This window comes from Clostridium sp. 'deep sea', assembly GCF_014931565.1.
Taxonomy (GTDB): domain Bacteria; phylum Bacillota; class UBA994; order PWPR01; family PWPR01.
On the sequence record NZ_CP063353.1, the window covers coordinates 1,857,467 to 1,877,737 of the forward strand.

The following is a 20,271-nucleotide window of genomic DNA, read 5'->3' on the forward strand; positions in this document are numbered from 1 at the left end:
TTATTGCCCCTTAATCTCCTTATACTTATTTGTATTTTCATCGTAATACATAGGCATAAACTGACCCTTTTTCAGCTCAGCTATTAATTCTTGCTCATTATTAATTCGGTTATAGAAATATGTTGCAAAACAACCCACTCTATCAATAGAGTGTGCATCACTAGCCCCAGTAACTGGCTTATTTTTCTTTTTTGCTGACTGAGCGGCCTTTATATTGTTTTCGCTTATAGTATTACCGTTATATCCTTCTATTGCTGTTAGTTTATCGAGGCTTTTTATCTTATCTCCAATGCCTCGCAGGTTTTTTCGATATGGGTGAGCCGCTATACAAGCCCCTCCTTTACATGATACATAATCTACAAGCTCTTGAGCAGTCAGTCTCTTTTTTGGTATTTCTGGCACACCAAAAACTAAAATATCACCATCTAATGTTAAAACCTCCGTACCAACGATTACTAATAAATCATTAGGCAGTTTATCATTAAGAAACTTCTTGGCCGCCATTGTGTCGTGATCTGTGATGCATATGCCTTTTAAACCCTTTCTCAATGCTTCTTCAACAATCTGATTAAAGCTAACCCTGCTACATGTAGAGAACTCTGATGTGTGAAGATGTAAATCTATTAACATATTTACCTCCTATCTATAAAAACCTTTGCTTATCTTATCAATAAATTATTTTTATATCAAGAAGTATTTTTGTGTTTTCTATAAATACTTAAAATTAATCTTAAATTGTATAAGTTTATACATCTAAAATATACATAAATAGAGACACCAGTTATTATTGAGGATTATTGCCATACTTTTAGCAACCTATCAGTTTTCATTCTTTTTAATTTTTTTTACGGTAGTATTTAAAACAAAAAAAGCAGTTTCAACAACCGCTTTATACATCGCCAGCATTTATATTTGTAAATAAAAAAATATGATTAAGATTCAACATTTACATTTTACTCCAAAATGTTTCTGGATTTTGAGCAGACTCATTATAATAGTTGGCAGAATATTGTTTAGTACCAATGGCATCATTAAATCCAAACGACTTCCACTTATTTATACTTGGGGGGCCAAAGCAGATATCAACAACTTGGTTAGTAACATCAAACAACATTGACCTTAGTGTACCAAGACCATCATCATACTGATGGCAACAAACACCATTTGGCATTTCTTTCGATAAGATATTTTTTAATGTTTCTTTATTGATATTTTGCACATTATTTTTAATTGTTGAGTCCATTATATTGTAGCGCTTTTCAGATTGCCACATTTTATTTACAGTATATGGCATGGTATTTTTAGAAGTATAGTGATTTGTAGAAACTAAATATTCTTTGCTATTTTTAATTCCAATTATTGTTTTTCCATTGAAACAAGCAACCTCAACTAACACAGCCTGTCCACTTTTATCAGCCAACAGGAAGTTTGTATTAGCTGATATAGGCATGCTTTTTATTAGCTGTAATGCATCACTAACATCTTTACAATTATCGAGCAAACTTCTAATAACAACCCAAAAAGTACAGCCTTTACTCTGTGGTAGTTTACCAGGTGTTGAGGCTGACATGGTAACACATAAACCATGTTCGTTTATTCCATCAAACCTGCCAAAAAGAAACAACGAAAAACCTATATGTGCGGCTTTTCCTGTTACTCGTGTAGTACAAAGCCTTAGTTCATCATTAATAAAGTATTCATAACTTCGCCCTACATAGGTATGGTGATTTTTTGTTATAGCAGGAATAACAACCATTTGACTACAGTTACATGATGTACCAAATGAATTAGCATAATACACTACTTTCTCTTGCTCAATACCTAAGCTATGAGCAAAGCCTAAAATTTCTTGGTTTAACTCACGGCAAAACTCATCATATACTTTCATAATTTTATTTACTTCAGCTAAGGATAAAAATTCTTCACCTTTAAATGGCGAAGTAAAAAAATCAACCTCATTGGCATATTTTTTAATTGTTTCACCTCTAAACTGCCCAATTTCATAATGAGTTCCTTGCATAACTATATGTTCGAATTTGAGTTGTTTGTAATTATTAATATTATCCATTTTAACTTTCCTTTCAATATAAATTTAGTTTAGTTAAGAACTAATTACATTATAATAAAGTCAATATGCCAACGGCATGTCATATTATTAAACTCAATTTTATATTAGCTAGTTTTATAATCTTTAATAATATCTAAATCTTTAAGCAGTAGTTTTAATATTCACCCAAGTTTTAATCTATGTATCTAAAAAAACCATGATGATTTATTTTATCATGGTTTCTTTTTACTTATCTGACTATAACTCACTCTTATTTATCGTATTAGGGTATTATTTCACCTAAACATTGTTTAATCTTAATCTCTATACTCATTTCACTAGAGTACTTCTGCAACCTTTGCAGAATATAGCCCCCCACATCTCCTGTAGCTAAAGTGGGCTGACAATCAATTATTTTTATAGGTATTAGTTTAATTTTTTTGATATCTTTATTTTTAATAGTTAAATCAAGAATAATTGATTCATCAGTTCCTTTTTGTATTTGTTTATCAAACACAAAATTTCCAAGACTATAAAAGATATACTTATCTTTGTACTGCTCTATGCCTTGAAGTACGTGAGGGTGGTGTCCAAGTATTAAATCAGCTCCACTATCTATAATTTCATGAGCTAATTTTTTTTGTTTTTCACTAGGAAAAAAATCAAACTCATTTCCCCAATGAACTGTTACTACTAAAAAATCACACTGCGCCTTCGCTTTTTTTATCTCAATAGCAATATTATCTTTTACCCTACATATATCTGCTTTATCTTTGTTGTAAATATAGCCCCTAGGTGAAAACATGCTATAACCAAGAAACCCAATTTTATACCCCTCTTTTTCTATAACTAATGGTTTTCTTGCTTCGTTATTTTTTACGCCTGCACCAATATAACTAATGCCATTATTATGTAGGGCTTGCATGGTATTAGCTAAACCAGCTTCTTTATAATCCATTGTATGATTGTTTGCAAGATTAAGGATTGTAAATCCAGCTTCTTTTAGTTTTGTAGCATTTGCGTTCTTTGCCTTAAAAATTAAATTAGAGTTTTTACAAACTGGATTATTGCCTTCATAAATTGGATTTTCCAGATTGCCAAGTACAATGTCTTTTTTAATAAAGCACTTTTCAACTTGTTTGTAGGGATAATTTAGTCCTTCTTTGATCATTTTTTTCTCAACATCCCGTGATAATAAGATATCTCCAACTGCCACCAGATGTATTTCATTTTCAGTTGTTTTTAACGCACAAAAAACTGTCATAGACATTACAATAGTAAAAATTATAAATATTAATAGCTTTTTCATAAGATACTCCCAATGAGTGTCTGTATCATTATTTATAGTTTATGCAGTATTGAGAATAAGGCTCTACTGATTAAGTATTTGCTGATATTAGTAATCTATATGCTGCTTCATCCACTCAAGCTGAGCTGGTTGATTGTCTTCTTTTAGTGTTTTCTGCCATTCTTCATCTGTAAGTCTTACTTTTGATAAAAATTCATAATAGCTAAATACCGCACCCCTAGTGAGGTATAAACTACCATCTATCGGTACAACCACAAATATCTCATGAGCGGGACCAACCCCAACTTCTAAATAACCCCCATCTGAGAACTCATTAGGAGCAATGGTGTGAATATCGGCAATTACAGCCATATTTTTATCGGTCTCAGAAGTTATTTCAAACCATCTTATACCATCTCCGGCAAAGGAACTAGTTAAGTACTCTAAAGTACCACCATAAGTCATTATTTTATCATATTCTTGCTCCGTAAGTTGTTCATTTTTAAGCTGTTTAATTGAGCAAGTAATTAAAAATTGTAGTAAATCTTCAAATCTCTGCAGCTTACTTTCAAGACCCCCTGAAAGAATACCTCTTTGTTTTAGATTTTCTCTTGAATACTTTGTTAACCATAATAACTTATCATATACCTCAATACTGGGTTCAACATATCCTTTAGTAATTGGGGTATATCCTCCACCACATTCTGCACCACAAAATTTTCCATATAATATTGTATCATGCTTTAGCTCAGACCAACTTGCTAAAGCTGTGGTTAAAGATTTATCTTGCCAGGCTTGATTAGTCATAAATGAGGGGTAGCCAGACTCATGTTTTTTTAATAATCCCTTTAGTGTCCACATCCATCCATAATACATATTTGACTGCCATTCATCTTGATTTAATTTACTAAATTTATCTTTCAGCTCTTCTAAAATGATTGGATACTTTGACCATTTTTTATCTTCTTCGTTAACTTCTATTTGAATATCATGTGCTCTACTTGAACCCAAAGCTGCCATTACATCGAGACCAGAAGGAACTGGTCTTTGAATTGGCTTTACTAACTGTTGAATTATTTCGGAATCTGGAACATATCTTTGACCCATAAATCTCATTTGTTTTGATACCGGAGTAGACACCCTTGTGTATTTAGCTCTAATTTTGGGTTCAGGTAATTTTTTTGCTTCTAAATACAGTTTGTTAAGTTTATTTTCATCTGTAAGTGTATTAATATCTGGACTATCTCCATAAACATTTGTTAATAAATCTTTGTAATGATAGATAGTTAAATCGTCACAGGCTCCCACATAAAAATTAGTTGGCTCAAAAATACCCTCCCATAAATCTATATCATTTGAGTTTTTATTCTCTAAAAACACAGTGTATGTTATAAGTAACGCTTGAAGAGTTTGCTTTACATTTCGCTCTTTTTCGCCATTACTTTTAATATTATATAAAGGATAAGGCACTTGACCGTACCACATCATAGTTCTAAAATATCTCTTAAAATCATTATCTCTGGTATAATGCCCTCTTGGTTTATATTGGCTATAATCCAACTCAAATGGAAATATTTTTGACTTTAAAAATCCACCTTCGCCAAGTATTAGTTCATACTCTGCAGTAGCAAGATTAGCGGCTTCTTTAGGTATATAATCAGGCAGTTCTTTCTCTAATGTAAGCCATGCTGTTGCAAAAAAAGATATATTTTTAAGTAGGGCTTGCTTAACCTCTTTATTAATTACTTTGATATATAACGATACAGATTTCTGCATCATGCTCTCTGTAAGCTGTTCTGTGTAACCTATTAGCGTATCCTTTTCTAAAGTTCTTAGTGAGTAATTATAAAAAACATGGTACACCTGAAGTACAGAATCTGTGGTAATAAATGACGGTATCTCACGGTACTCATTATTCTCATATATGTAAAATAGCTGTTCTTCTTTGCTAGGCATAACCACAAACCCGTTTTGGCAAATAAGCTTTTTTTGGTTATCAGTTAAGCCTTCAAACTGGTCAAGGTTTTCGATATTTGATAAATCTTCTTTTACCTTATAGGGTTTAACTAAAGTCTCAAAACTTGAAGCAGTATACGGAACGTTAATGTTTTTTTCTTTTCTTTTACTGGCAAATTGAACTTTTTCTTGCGGTTTTAAGTCTTGCTCTTTTACATTATCAATTTTATGTACTGGATTATTATTGTCTTTGCTTGAAATGTTATTAAATCTATTAGTACAACCCGTTGGCAGTACCAGAACAGATGTTAAAATAGTAAAACATAAAATGTAACTAACTACTTTTTTTAAAAACACTTTTAATCACCTCTATTATTTTTAACTACTAAGCTTTATTCTATTGCTTTATTATTGCTTGTTCTAAAAAATCTCCACTATCATATTTAATTGCTATCCATTTGCTTTTAGAACTAGCTTTTATATGTACATTTATGATATCGCTCTTGTGTTCAGACTTTTTAATAATGAATATATCTTCATACTCTTTACTCTCCACTAAGCCTTCAAAGCCAAAGCCTATCCACTTATAAGAGTTAATTACCTTATTGCCATTTTGTAATAGCTCAATAGCTAATAATTCATCAGAGCCATCTTTATCTATATCTAAAAAAATGTAATCATCAAAAGGTTTTGAAAGTCTTGAACCTCTCCACTTGGGAAAAAGGCTATTATCTATCCAGTCATATATATACGGTCTTTTTTCTAAAACTGGATAGAATTTAGTTTTTTTATACATAGCAATTGATATCTCTAAATTGCCATCTCCATCTACATCACAGGTTTGTACCTTCCAAGGATTCATCTCTTTAAAAGACTTAGAGTAGGTTTTTTGTAACTCACTATTGAATGAATAAATAACAAAATTCCTGCCAAATTCACTACCTTTAGCCCCTATAATCATTAGTATTTCATCAGTACAATCTTTATTAATATCTGCTATACAATAACTTATAATTTTCTCATTATCTGCTACTACGCTCACCGAATCTAATATAGTTTGTTTTCCATCTAAAGAAGTAATTATTAAACTTTCTGCCGAACACGTTAAGGCATAGTCATTATCTTTAATATGTATTGTTTTAGACTTGCCTAGTATATTGTTTGCTTTTATTATATTTTTTAGGTTAAGGCTTAAAACTAAAGCAAGTGATAAAGCTACTATAAAAATGATTAATACTTTTTTGAGAATTAAGCTATTATGTCTCAATACACTGTCTCCTTATCATATACCACATATTACTAAATTATATCAATTTATAGTTCTGCATTTTATCTAATACTCCTTTAATACAAGCTCAAATAATACTTGTTTACTTACCTGTTGTTATTAAAAACTTTGTCGCTAAACATAAACTATTGTACAATGACACAGGGGGTGAGTAAAATGATAGACTTACATATTCATACAACTTCATCAGATGGTTCAGATGAACCGAAAAACATTCTTATTAAGGCACAGTCATTAGGACTTAAGTATATTTCTATTACAGATCATAACTCTATTGGGGCCTATAAAAAGTTAAAAGACATTAACTTGAAGAGTTATTATAATGGTCAAATTATTCCTGGTTGTGAGTTTGCTGCTATCCATAATGGAAGACCAATTGAAATATTGGGATATGGTATAGATATTGAAGCAATAGATTCAATGGGAATTATTTCTGATGAGAATTTTTTTGAGCGAGAAAACAAGAATCTAAAAAAAATGTTAAAGGTATGTCAAAATCTTAATCTTACATATAGTAAAACTTTATCAATAAAAGGTAGTAAATATTTTGCAACACAAGTATTACACTCTGACTTAAAGAAATATCCTGAAAATGAAAAATACTTCGCTAAGAAAATATGGGATAATGTCAATGCCTTTTATAGACTATGTGTTTGTAACGAAAATAATCCTTTTTACATAAATAAAACTGAAAATTATCCAACTGTAAATGAAGTTACAAGCTTAATAAAAAATGCTGGTGGTAAAGCATTTCTTGCTCATCTCTATGGTTATTTAGTAAACGATTATAGTGAATTATTAAATTCAGTCACCTCATTAAATGTACTTGATGGCTTAGAGTGTTATCATTCTCTTCATTCAGTAGATAAAAACAAAATATCTACTTAATTACTGCAACGAAAAACACCTATACTCATCAGGTGGCAGTGATTATCATGGTAAGTTAAAACCAACTGTTAAACTAGGTGAAAGTATACCTGGAGTTTATATTCCAGTTAAAATACTAAAAAGCTGGATATCTGAATTAAAATGTCAATCTTTTTAGTGTTAGCTTGGGGCTATAGCCACTAACTCTACAAAGAAAAGATCTATTTAAACTAATATAAACATATAAAAAACCACAGATGAAGGTGCTGGGGTGTAAGGATTATGATAAACCTGCCCCATTCTGTTTATTGATATTTTTAGGTAATGCCTATACTTCATTTTATTACGTATAACATATTTCTTTTCCCTTTGTATACTTGGTGGTTTTAAAAAATACTACGTTAATTTTGTAAACTAGAATTATTTTTTAAACATAACTCTTTTAATAAACATAATGTACATTTTGGCTTTGCATTACAGATATCTAAATAGCCTTTAGCACAATACATCCATAAATAAGCATCAATTTCTGAAACAGAGTACCCCGTTTTACTTGAAATTACACTTATTGCATTCACTGCTTCTTTTTCAGTTGGATTTTTAGAGCAACAAATGCCTAATCTATGTGAACTTAAGATTCGTTTTATATGAACATCTGATGCTAGAATTTAAAACAGACAGGTTAAATACGAAAATCCTTAAATGAGATATAATAAGATAATCAGATAAGGAGAACTAGAAGATGGGGAAAAAGAGATATTTCACACCAGAGTTCAAGCAAGATGCAGTTGACTATTATCAATCATCAGGAAAAACAAAGACAGAGGTAGCAAGAGAACTTAAAGTAGGATTAACAACATTACATGAATGGATAGCAAAAGCAGAGAAAAATAATGGAGCTGTAGTGCATAGAGGGTCGGGGAACTATAGCACAGATGCTGAAAAAGAGATAGCAAGACTAAAAAAAGAATTAAGAGACCATAAGGATGCCTTAGAAATACTAAAAAAGGCTATAGGCATACTGAACAAGTAACTGAAGTAATATACACTCAAACATTTGAGACATCAAAGAAACGCAAGATTTCAGTTAGCGGTGTGCTTAGATTACTAAGCGTTTCAACCTCTGGTTATTATAGTTGGAAAAACAGAACTCCTTCAAAACAAGCAGAGAGAAAAAAGAAGATCACTGAAGAAATTGTACAAATATACAATGAGAGCAAACAGATATATGGAGCTCCAAAGATAACTACTATACTTAATGCTAGAGGTTATAAGATAGCTGAAAAGACGGTAGGTAATTATATTAGAGAAGCAGGGATAAAAGCTATATGGGTAAGTTCATATATAAAAACGACAATTGACCCTGACTTTGATTCTAAACTAAAGAATATTTTAGCTAGGCAATTTAACCCTAGTAGGCCTAATTCAGTTTGGGTTACAGATATAACATATGTATATACAATTGAAGGATTTGCTTATTTAATATCTATAATGGACTTATTTTCACGTAAAATAATTGGATGGCATATATCTAATAGCTTATGTACATCTGGTGTTATTAAAGCAATTCAAAAAGCCAAAATTAGCCGTAAGATTGATGAACCAGTAATTATTCATAGTGACCGTGGATGCCAATATATTTCTGATGCTTACATTGCTGAAACTCCATCAAGTAGCTTTATACGCAGCTATTCTGCAAAAGCCACCCCTTGGGATAATGCATGTATAGAATCTTTTCATGCCCTTATTAAAAGAGAGTGGCTTAATAGATTTGTTATTAAGCATATTAACCATGCTCACAAATTAGTTTTCGAGTATATAGAGTGCTTTTATAATACTACTAGAATTCACAGCCATTGCAATATGATGTCACCACATGACTTTGAAAATAATATAGCTATCTAATATTAAGGATTTTTTCGCTTTTAAGTTGTCCTTTTTCTTGACCTAGGACCACATCTGGTTTTATGGCATCTATACCAACATTACGTAAATACTCCAGCGCTAAAGCTATTCCAAAGAATTTAATTTTATATGTTTTTTCACTCGCTAATTTTTTAGCAATATTATATGGTGTATCACTTGTTACAAATTCATCTAAATTCCCATGCATTTCTTTAATTTCTAAAAGTCTATTAATATTACTTTCAAGAGATGCCATTTGTTTATGGATAGCTAAATTGCCACATTTAAGAGAACGTATTCCATCAACATAGTAATGTGAATCCTTTTTTAATATTTTATTATAATCATAATAAAAAAACAGATCATCAATTTTACTTAATTGGGGCACAATTTTATACCAAGGTCGCTGATTAGTAAGAAAAGAATAAATCATACCGCGTACATGTTCACTAAAATTAAACTTATATCCATTTTTACGCTTTTTAATATAATCCATATGACCAATTTCTTGATTAAGTTTTAAGTTTGCATTATTGGCTTCACTAACTATTACTTGCATCAGTAAATTATAATCCATAAACCTTTACTCCCTTTTTAACATTTAATCTATTGCAAAATCTTTAGTATTAAAATTATTATATTCCAATTAATAGTATATTAATAGTTAAAAATAATAAATGTAATATATTAAATATAGTTTTCGTTAATATATTTCAATAAGAACTATTTTCCTTATAAATTTTTACCCAAAATATATGGCTCATAGATTTATAGTACAAAATAAAGAGTATTTTAATCTGCCAAGTAAAAAAACCTGCCGTATAAGCAGGTTTTTATCATTAAATATTATTTATTTAGTGGGGTCTTCACCCTGAATAAAGGCATACATATCATCTGTTACAGCTTGAATGTTTTCTTCCCCCAAATATGCCATATGACCGGCTTCATATCCTTTAACAAAAACCCTATCCATAGGCAAATCACTATGATCTAAAGTATAATAAAGAATACCAATTTGAGTGCAGATATCATACCAGCCATTAATAAAGAAGGTACGCATGGTTGGTGTTCGGCGCATGGCAGAACTCAAACTCTCGGATGTGTTTTGTCCTTTAATATCGTTATTCCAACTGGTCCATAGGGTGTGAGAATTAACAAAGTTACGATCCCAGTGAATACCTAGTAACGGAAATACTTCACCACAAAGCACTGCTTGGAAGAAGGGATTATACTTACCTTCAGCTCCATCATCACCAGGACCCCATTTTTCTTCGCTTAAACTTGGTGTGTGTAATGGTCGAGTAATACGTCCGTCTAAACGTGATACTGCACTATTTTTATTGCGTGCAACTTCACTACGATACTCAACAGCATCCAAAAATAGGGCTCTTTTTTCTAAATACTCTCGAGAAACTCCAGTATAGTAGATTACTCGGTTAATAATATGTTCACGAGCTTCTCCTACTAAATTTTTTCCTTTATATAAAGCAAGTAAATACTCGGTATCAGCAAACTGTTTGGCCTCTGCCACAAATTCATCTATAGTTTGATTACAAGGCTTATTATGATACCAATTTACAGCAGCCAAAGTTGGAAAAGCCAAAACAGCTGGATAAATAGGGGGTTTATCTCCAAAAGATTTACCTAAAGTAACAGTATTGCCAATCATAATTAGGCCATCAAAAGTTACGCTGTATGCACGATCTGAACCAGAGAGAGAACCCATGCCAGCAACTGTACTTGCACGTGTGCATCCATAACTTTCACCCATTAAGTATTTAGGACTTTGCCAGCGATTATAACGAGCTAGCCAAGCCTGAATAAAGGTAAGAATTGCTTCGGCATCCTGCTCAATTCCAAAAAACATATCTTTTTTAGATTCATCTAATAAACGACCAAAACCTGTTCCTACAGGGTCAATAAGCACTAAATCGGCTATGTCTAGTAGGCATTGGTCATTATCGCAAGATTCATAAGGTGGTAGTGGTAAAGCACCATCATCGGCTTCGCCGTACTTAACCCTTTTGGTACCCAAAAAACCAACATGCACCATCATAGAAGATGTACCTGGTCCACCATTAAAACCAAATAAAACCGGACGTGACTTTGTGTCTTCTACATCAGAACGAAAATATGAATAAGAAAAAATCGAGGCTAATGCTTTACCTTCATCATCATAAAAAACATTATCCTCACTCACAGTATGGTAGGGTATTTCCTGACCACGTAAAATAATGCTTCCTTCTCCCGTAAATCGAGAAGGGGTAAAAATATCAGTTTTTAACATAAGTGTTCCCTCCCTAATAATACTTTTTATTTAATTACTATTTTTATTATATCATAGCTCTGGAGCAAAACTGGCTACTACAGGGTTAGTTTATTGTTTACTTATTCTTAATTTTCACATTTCTTTTAGTAGTATTCATATAAGTTATCTATAAATTTATAAATATTAGCTTAATTTAGAATAAATAGGAATATCTGAGATTGAGGTTGGTTATATATGCTTTGTTGTGAGAGTAGGTTATTTATGTAATTAGTTATTATTAATATTACTAGTATAATTTTTGTAAGAGAATTTTTTTTATTTTACACCTTTCTTTAAAATCGCTTTTATTACTAATCCTAAAACACTATTTAAGTGTAACTTGAAGAATCACTCTATAATTAAAACTTCTTTCTGCATACTTCCCTTTATATCAAGAACAGTTGGTCCATTAATTGTTTGTGATTCAACATCCATACCCTCATTATCAATTACACTAAATACAACATATGGTTTATTCAGTGTTTGAGAATAAGAAATTGAATCAGATGTTGAAGTAAGAAAATGAATTCCAAGTCCAAATTCCACACATTCATATGTTAAATTACGCATTAAGACATCAAAGGCATAAATTTTAGCATTACAATACTGTGGATTAAAATCACCTCCACTTATAATATAGTACTGTGTATCTAATTTAGAGTTCTCTGAAAGAATTTCATATACCCCTCTATCTAAATCATGTTCAATCATGTAGTTCCATATTTCCTCAGGTATCTCTGCCTCTTGCTGAATAATTTGCACATCTACCCGACTATCACTAGTATTAGCAAGCTCAGTAGAACGCCAGCCTTTAAATTTTAAACTGTCACAACTGACTTCACTAATTAATTCTGTTCTATTATCAATAGCTAAAAAAACAACAGGTAGTGAGTACTCCTGTGTATCTATTGTTCTTAATTTATCAACTTTGCTTAGCTCTATATATAACCTATATTTGTTCTCATTAAGTTTAACATACTCTACGTTATCTATTTCTATATCAAAGGGTTGGTCTTTTTCACCACATAGTAATAAAATGGCTTTGCCTGCATAACTAGCCTCAAAAAAGTAATAACCAGTCTCTAAAGGCATGTTTTTTACTTCCTCAAGTATTTTTTGGGGTACCTCTGCAACTTTAAGTACTTTGGTTACTTTAGCTTGTGTACATAAACATACCAAGTTAATCAATACCATAAATAGCAAGAATAATATCCAAACTTTAGTTATTCGCAATTTATTATCATTACTTTTCTGCTTAACTACGTTTATCATATGTATTGTATTGTCTCCATGTTATTATTAGCTGTTTTTTTGATAATCCCTAATTATAAACCTATATTTTTTTTATCTCCCATATATGATCCTTTTAATGGAAAGTCACGTTCTAAGATGTCAATAAACTTATTAGTAAAACCTATTCTAGCTAAATCTTTGAACTTAAAAAATTTCACATCGTTTATTGGATTTTCATCAAACGCATTAGAAGGAAGAGTAATCTCGCCAGACATTTTCTTAACTAAAAATGTTATATGTATTAATGCTGGTTCTTGATCAATTTTTTCACAAATGTAAAGTAATTTATCACACTTTATTTGCAATCCTGTTTCCTCAAACATTTCTCTAACTAATGCTTGTTGAATACTTTCTCTCTTTTCTACTCTTCCCCCGGGTAAAGACCATTTTCTATTATCATCAACATACTGTTGTACTAATAATATTTTCCCTTTATCAATTAATACACCAGTTACCCTTATATTAAATAAGCAATAGGTATCACTCATAATTTTTTACATACCCTTTTAAACGCTTTGTTATATTATTCATCTAAATTCTCCTAACCAAATAAATTTTACCATTTAATAAACAACAAGTATTAACAATATCTATCATGAAGAATTAGAACACTAATTAACCTACTCTATTTTACCTACATAAATGCTTTTTAAGTTTAACTACCATACCACTAAGAATTATTGCAGTTCGGTTACTTGAAAACTAAGTGTAATCTAAATCAACTCCAATTACAGCATGTCCTCCTAAAGAAGATGACAAGATGTTTAAGAGTATTTGCAGCAGTTCGCTTAAAAAACAGGGTTGCAGGCAACTCCCTGCCACACAACCTTGCTTGCAAGGTCTAGTATGTTATGAATGCCTATACTGTTCGCTGTTTCTTTTCTAAGGCTATCGGAAAAAAATCGCGTGACATTGGAAATTTTAATTCGTTAGGAAACGAATCAAAAAAATTTATTAATTCCATTTCGCTGTTGGACGGTAATTCACCCAAAATATGAACGATTGCAAAATAAACCTGCACATTTCCTTTGAAATATCTGCCGTCTACTTCTCCGTTAATATAATAATCACAAAGCGGTTCAATATCAAAATTAATTGCTCCCGTTTCTTCATATAGTTCTCTTTTTGCAGCTTCGAGTGATGTTTCGCCTGCTTCAATATGTCCGCCTGGATTTTCCCACGTATTCCTTTTTTTGTGCTTGCAAAATATCCACTTACCCTTATACAATGCCATAATATCCACACAAAAATAATCCTTAAATGTATTAAAAGGATGCACTTTAAACTCCATGTTTCACCTCCGAAAATATAAATTTCTACATTACACATATAAAAAACTATAGTTCACTTTAGATATAGTATGTATATTTAACGTTTACAATTTCGGTAACACTTTGTTATTACCTTCATATTACTAAAATTTTATACAATTTATCTTTATTCAATATTAATTTAGTAATATCGATATAATAATGTTTAAGCATAACCATTATTATATAAATTACCAAAAATACATTTAACTTATATGACTCATTCAATTCATTCTCTTAAGGCATACTTCACTTGCCACAGGCAAACTTAATTCATCAAATAACAAAAAAGCCTACTATGTTTAGCAGACTTTTTTGTTTAAGGGAAGGAGTTTTTTCTACTTTATTATAGTTATTTCTCTTGTTTTAGCATTATAGCTGACCTCAGCTCCTAGTGATTCACTTACAAATCTTAATGGTACAAAGGTTCTGGTGTTTACTATTTCTGCTGGGCTATCTATCTTTATTATTTCTTCTGCTACTTGTACTTCAGTTGAGTCAATTGTTAGTAATATTTCTTTACTATTTATTATCTTTACCTGCCTTGTTTTAGGCAACCATTCAACCTTAGAGCCTAGTGCCTCTGATACAAAACGTACTGGTACTAAAGTTCGGTTAGTTGTATCTTTTATAAATGCAGTAGCATCTAGGTTTATTTCTGTATTGTTAACAGTAACTAGGGCTTTATCTATTGTTAGCTTAATTATTGTTTTTGCTTTTGGTGCTGGTTTGTAAATAATAAATGTACTAAAGCTATTTATTGTAAACTCTAAATAGGTATTATCTTGTTCATTAGTAACTATTATAGGTATTATTTCTTCTATAGTTCCATTACTGTGAATTACCTTAATTTTTAGTTTTGCTGAGTCAACATCTTGAGGTGCCTTAAACCTTAGTTTTGTTTCACCACTAAAGTTTGTATTTATCTCTTTGGCTTCATAAACACTATCTTTTTCACTAAAGTACTCATTTACCTCTTTAACAGGTACTGTACTTAGTTGGAGGTTTAAGTCTTGACTGGCCTTAGCCATTGTTTCAAGGAGTTGCTTAGAAAGCTCTATCTGAGTGCCCTGCGGACCTGTTATTTTTAAACCAACCTCTTTTACCTGACTCACCTGATGAGTTGTAAAACCTAAGTTTGTTACTTGCTTTACGCTTTCTGCATTAACCTCTTGAGGCTCTATACTAGGTAGAATTATATAAACTGGTTGTTGCTTTTTTTTAGCTGCTCTAATTGAGCCCCCTAATACTGCCTGTTTTATTGTTATATCTACAGTTATTTTTTTAATCTGGTCGGTTTCTTTAATAGCTATTTTTTGAAGCTGTTCTTCGCTAACAATTGTATTATCTGACTCTTCTTCGTGTCCATCATCATCTACTACTGGCTTACTCTCTCTTATTATTTGAATAATTTCTGTGTTAGTGTTATTACATATATCTGTAGCTATAATATTAATTAAATTAGTTCCCATTGTTAAATTAACTGTGTATGAGCCATCACTATTTGCAGTGATAGTGTTGTTTGCTAGTTTAACTGTAACTCTTGGGTTAGTATCTATATTGTCTGTAACACTTATAGTAAAGGTTTTACTACTACTATATGTAAAACCATTTACTAAACTTGTAGTTATTGTTGGTGGTGTTGTATCTGGTGGTAGCGTAATATTTAGCTCTTCACTTGCTACATTACTACCATAACCTACAACGACCTTTGCTGTACCTACTGACATATATGGAACTATAAAACTATGATTATAGTCTCCACTACTACTGGTTTTAATAGTACTGAAATACACTACAGCATCATTACAGTCTGTTACTTTTACAATAATATTAGCATTAGAATTAGCCACACCAGTTAACTCTACACGCTCTCCTACTACTGCATTGTTGGTATTTATAATCAAAGAAATAGAGGATGCTGAGACATACACACTTCCTGTGATAAAAAGTAGTAAGATTGAAATTATAATATAAATTCTTTTATTCATTTCAACACCCCCTACAATAAGTTAGGGTTACTACTGCTACCGTTATTTAAACTATCTACTATATATACCTTTATAACATCACCTGGCAGTACATTAAAAGCTGCTTTAGCAATATTTATTGTTTCAAAATCTGCTTGAGTAGCAGAGAGTCCTATTTGTACTCCATCTCTCATATGTACAAATATTGCTACCTCTGTTCCACTATGCCCAGTTACAGCATAGATATTTGCGGTAAAATATTGTAACCCCGTACTTTGCCCTACTGTTATAATTGGTATGTCATTTGTATTAGTGTAATTGCTTTCAGGAATTACTATATAGCCTCCATTACCACATGGCTCATCTATTATTATTTTAAAACTTTTAGTTAAAGTGTTTTCTCCATCTGTAAGCGTAACATCTACGTTATAGCTACCCTTAGTAGTTGCAGTACCAGTGATGTTGCCTGTACTACTAATATTGAGTCCATTTGGCAAGTTATTGGCCTGCCAATTATACTGACCTGTGCCTCCACTAGCTTGTAATGCCACACTATAATTATGATTAATTATTCCTGCAAAAAGGTGTTCTGTTAATATTTCTAGTGGTTGTGTTGTAGATGGCTTTGAAGTAAGACAATTGCTAGTGTCTACATTACCATGTATTTTACTACTTATATACTGCTGGTTAGTAGTTCCCCACCAGTTATTTTTGGCATCAATGGCTGTACTACAGCCATTAAAAATTGCATCTCCAGCACCATTACCACCGTTTGCACCGTTAGGTCCAATATTATCATACGTACGATTTCCGCCGAAACCACCAATTCCGCCTTTACCAGCAGAACCTGTTATTGTGCTGTTTCTTATCGTAATTGCTCCCGCCTGATTATATATGGCTCCACCATGGCTACCTTGTCCACCGTTTCCGCCTCTTCCACCATCTTTAAAATGAAAACCTCCAAGACCACCAGCACCACCATTTCCAGCACGATTACCTGCTATAGTACTATTTTCTATATTTAGTGTACCAACGTTATAAATGCCCCCACCAAAACCTCCATTGCCTCCACTGCCGCCCAAGTTAGGAGTTCTAGATCCCTCCGAGAATCCACCTTGTCCACCTGTGCCACCATTACCAGCTACATTATCTATAATGGTGCAATCAATAATTGTTAATTTATTATAATTAATTATTGCTCCACCAGAACCAGCAGAGGTTCCACTAGTGCCATTTTTAAACATAACTCCTGTTTGGCCTGGAGTACCATCACCAGTTCTATTACCTATTATAGAGCATGAGGTTAGTCTTAATTCTCCTCTATTTAAGATACCACCACCTGACTGACGAACACTGGTTTTTCCATTAGTGATTGTTACTGAATCGATGTTAACTTTATTTCCAGCACCTATATTTATAACTCTATCTTGTTTATTTCCGTCAAGTATTGTACTGCTCTCTGCTGCACCTTTTAAGGTAATATTTTTTGATATAGTAAGGTTTTCTTTGTAAATACCTTGTTCTATATACACCGTACCATTAGAAGCAGCTATTTCAATTGCTTTAGTAATTGTTTTTAATGGATTGTCCTGTTTTCCATTATTTGAATCTTTACCACTTGTTGAAACATATACCTCTAATGGTGGTTGGGTTACTGTAACTAAGTGGATATTAGATAAATTTCCTAAACTGTCTTGTGCTTGTACTTGGTAGTTACCTGCCGCCAAGTTAAAAAATTGGTTATTATCTGTAAAGTCTGCTATACCCTCTAATTTATACTGGTATGGAGCTGTTCCACCTGATGCTGTAGCTGTTATAGATCCATCTAGCCCATTATAGTCTGTAACGCTATTTACTTGAGAATTTAAGCCTAAAGCTGTTTTAAAGCTCCAAGTTTCTTTATCTGTGATTCCTGCAAAGTAATTCTCTGCTAAATCTTTTATTGCTGTAGAATCTATTTGTACATAATACTCAGTTGCTTCAACCAGATTGTTTGGGTTTATTTCAATAGTAGTTGTTCCGGCACCAGTTAAGTTATTAACATCTATGGTTTCTATTAATGAATCATCGCTTTTTAGTTTAATATTAATACTACCGCTATCTGTTACCACTTTTTCATTAAAGTTTATTAGTAAATTGTCAGCTACTTCTACTAACGCAGTATTACTAGTGTTTTCAAACGAAACAACTTGAGGAACTACTTGGTCTATAGTAATTTCAAAGCTACCACTATTAGACCAAACTGCTTCTAAATTGCTCTCCTGTACATATAAAGTATAAGAGCCATTTGACAATGCTTCTGCAGGTGTGAAACTTGTAGATGTTGTTATTACATAATCATTGTTATTTAATTTATATCGATATTGTCCACTGCCTACATTACTGCCTGATAGCCAAGACCATGTTGGAGTTGTATCATTCGTTAAAGATATTCCAGAAACTACTGGTTCATTATGAGCAATGGGTTCGAATATTGCTGTATAAGTGGTATCTTCAAAAACTTTTTGTTGCTGAGGGTTTACTTTATTGCCTAACTTATCATGCCACTCTTTAAAAACATATCCGGTATTAGGTGTTAGAGTAGGTATATTAGCTGACATTAATCCATAATATACGATTTCGTTTTCAATTAATTTTCCAGAGAAGCTTCCATTCTCAGCTACTTTATAGGTTACAGTTAAAGGCATTTTATATGATAATGTTTGATAATTATTCCATGGGTTTGTCCACATGGTATTCCCTTCGGGGTAATATATTTTAATATTTGATGGAAATATATTATCACCATAAGAGGTTGGTGGATTGCCTTTAAAATAGACACTAGTAAGGTTAGTACAGCCAGTAAAAGCATCTTTGCCAATATGTATTATACTTTTAGGTAATGTAACTTTAGTTAATGCAGTGTTATTCTTAAAAGCAAGCTCTCCTATGCTTGTTACTGTACTACTACCTAAAGTAGCTGGAATCTCTACCTCACTATCTGTTGTATAGCACTCTTCTATCATGCCGGATTCTTTATATATGTAAATATTATTTTTAACTAGATTTGCATTATTATTATATATATTATTTTCTAATCCAACAGCACCTGCTGTACCATTAGGTTTTATTTTACCTTTGCCACCTGCTCCTCCATTACCCACTTTGTTCTTCATGAATAGACAATTACTTATACTCATTGTTCCATTTTCAATATAGACTGCACCTCCACTTCCACCAGTACCGCCATTTCCGGCATTAAATTCCACAAAAGTAATAGTACTAATCTCATCACCGCCATTGCTACCATTACCTGCTTTATTATTTTTTATAATGCAGTTATTAACATTTATTGTACTGCTACCGCTATAGTATATAGCCCCTCCATTACCACCATTACCACCTTTATTAGATTTGTTATAAAAAACACTAATCACGCCATTTCCAGCGCAATTTTCTGTAATACTACAATCACTAATATTTACAACTCCATTACCAGTAATAAAAATACCTCCACCATGTTCACCAAAAGGGCTATTAAGTACACCATCCTCAGCTTTACCTTTTGTAATTGTAAATTTTAAAATATCTACATTACCGTCTGTTATTGATATTACTCTATTTATATTTCCACCATCTATAATAGTAGTATTTTGATCTGTGCCCTCTAGAGTTACACTTTTATTTATACTTAAGTTTTCTTGATAGGTTCCTGCTTTAACATAAACAGTACCACCTTCAGCAACCAGTTCAATAGCCTTTGTTATTGTTGCAACTGGATTGCCTGCTGAACCATCATTATTATCATCACCTGCTGTAGATACATACACCTCAAGTGGTGCGTTAGGTTCAGCTAACACAACATTAAAAAGCTGAGCTAACAATATTACAACTGTAGCTAAAGCTAAAATCCTTTTATAACACTTTGTCTTATTGATTTTCATTTTTTATCCCTCTCTCACTTTTTTTAATACTTACATATGCCTAGCCTTCTAGTTATTGAGTATAGAGAGAAATTTTTAGGTTTACATGTGCCAAACGGATGGTTTTTTAAAATTAT

At 32.0% G+C, this 20,271-nt stretch carries 16 protein-coding genes; 3 read left to right on the forward strand and 13 right to left on the reverse strand.

The window, feature by feature from the left end; genetic code table 11:
* The 5 genes from IMX26_RS08605 to IMX26_RS08625 all read right to left on the reverse strand — a co-directional run bounded on the left by IMX26_RS08605 (position 1) and on the right by IMX26_RS08625 (position 6,558).
* Positions 1-630 (reverse strand): PHP domain-containing protein, encoded by a 630-nt coding sequence (locus IMX26_RS08605; protein WP_195161262.1) that lies wholly within the window; start codon positions 628-630, stop codon positions 1-3.
* Between the two features lie 316 nt (positions 631-946).
* On the reverse strand, positions 947-2,068 hold the full coding sequence (locus IMX26_RS08610) for a C45 family peptidase (RefSeq protein ID WP_195161263.1): 1,122 nt from the start codon (positions 2,066-2,068) through the stop codon (positions 947-949).
* Between the two features lie 262 nt (positions 2,069-2,330).
* Positions 2,331-3,356, reverse strand: coding sequence for a CapA family protein (locus IMX26_RS08615; RefSeq protein WP_195161264.1), 1,026 nt, complete (start codon positions 3,354-3,356; stop codon positions 2,331-2,333).
* An 87-nt stretch (positions 3,357-3,443) separates the two neighbouring features.
* Positions 3,444-5,648, reverse strand: coding sequence for a DUF3160 domain-containing protein (locus tag IMX26_RS08620; RefSeq protein ID WP_195161265.1), 2,205 nt, complete (start codon positions 5,646-5,648; stop codon positions 3,444-3,446).
* Between the two features lie 40 nt (positions 5,649-5,688).
* Positions 5,689-6,558 (reverse strand): hypothetical protein, encoded by an 870-nt coding sequence (locus IMX26_RS08625; RefSeq protein ID WP_195161266.1) that lies wholly within the window; start codon positions 6,556-6,558, stop codon positions 5,689-5,691.
* Between the two features lie 177 nt (positions 6,559-6,735).
* Here IMX26_RS08625 and IMX26_RS08630 point away from each other — a divergent pair, with 177 nt between their 5' ends.
* Positions 6,736-7,467, forward strand: a complete 732-nt coding sequence (locus tag IMX26_RS08630) for a PHP domain-containing protein (protein WP_243259333.1) — start codon at positions 6,736-6,738, stop codon at positions 7,465-7,467.
* A 380-nt stretch (positions 7,468-7,847) separates the two neighbouring features.
* On the opposite strand, the gene IMX26_RS08635 is transcribed toward IMX26_RS08630, so the two are convergent.
* Positions 7,848-8,024 carry a hypothetical protein gene (locus tag IMX26_RS08635; RefSeq protein WP_195161267.1) on the reverse strand — a complete coding sequence of 59 codons (177 nt, stop codon included), beginning with the start codon at positions 8,022-8,024 and terminating at the stop codon, positions 7,848-7,850.
* 164 nt (positions 8,025-8,188) lie between these two features.
* On the opposite strand from IMX26_RS08635, the gene IMX26_RS08640 reads away from it, so the two are divergent.
* Both IMX26_RS08640 and IMX26_RS08645 read left to right on the forward strand, forming a co-directional pair.
* Positions 8,189-8,479: a transposase gene (locus tag IMX26_RS08640; protein ID WP_195159611.1), complete on the forward strand. Its 291-nt coding sequence runs from the start codon at positions 8,189-8,191 to the stop codon at positions 8,477-8,479.
* 8 nt (positions 8,480-8,487) lie between these two features.
* Positions 8,488-9,351, forward strand: a complete 864-nt coding sequence (locus tag IMX26_RS08645; RefSeq protein WP_195161372.1) for an IS3 family transposase — start codon at positions 8,488-8,490, stop codon at positions 9,349-9,351.
* Here the strand turns inward: IMX26_RS08645 and IMX26_RS08650 are convergent.
* The 7 genes from IMX26_RS08650 to IMX26_RS08680 form a co-directional block, all read right to left on the reverse strand.
* Positions 9,344-9,928 (reverse strand): hypothetical protein, encoded by a 585-nt coding sequence (locus IMX26_RS08650; protein ID WP_195161268.1) that lies wholly within the window; start codon positions 9,926-9,928, stop codon positions 9,344-9,346. The two genes, IMX26_RS08645 and IMX26_RS08650, sit on opposite strands and share 8 nt — an antisense overlap.
* A 273-nt stretch (positions 9,929-10,201) precedes the next feature.
* Complete coding sequence (locus tag IMX26_RS08655) at positions 10,202-11,638, reverse strand: hypothetical protein (RefSeq protein WP_195161269.1); 1,437 nt, start codon at positions 11,636-11,638, stop codon at positions 10,202-10,204.
* 369 nt (positions 11,639-12,007) lie between these two features.
* Positions 12,008-12,931 (reverse strand): hypothetical protein, encoded by a 924-nt coding sequence (locus IMX26_RS08660; RefSeq protein ID WP_195161270.1) that lies wholly within the window; start codon positions 12,929-12,931, stop codon positions 12,008-12,010.
* 53 nt (positions 12,932-12,984) lie between these two features.
* Positions 12,985-13,440, reverse strand: coding sequence for an NUDIX hydrolase (locus tag IMX26_RS08665; protein WP_195161271.1), 456 nt, complete (start codon positions 13,438-13,440; stop codon positions 12,985-12,987).
* 371 nt (positions 13,441-13,811) lie between these two features.
* A complete protein-coding gene (locus IMX26_RS08670) occupies positions 13,812-14,243 on the reverse strand; it encodes an NUDIX domain-containing protein (protein ID WP_195161272.1) in 432 nt (143 codons plus the stop codon).
* A gap of 357 nt (positions 14,244-14,600) precedes the next feature.
* A complete protein-coding gene (locus tag IMX26_RS08675; protein WP_195161273.1) occupies positions 14,601-16,253 on the reverse strand; it encodes a copper amine oxidase N-terminal domain-containing protein in 1,653 nt (550 codons plus the stop codon).
* An 11-nt stretch (positions 16,254-16,264) separates the two neighbouring features.
* A complete protein-coding gene (locus IMX26_RS08680) occupies positions 16,265-20,155 on the reverse strand; it encodes a leucine-rich repeat protein (protein WP_195161274.1) in 3,891 nt (1,296 codons plus the stop codon).
* Positions 20,156-20,271: the final 116 nt, after the last annotated feature.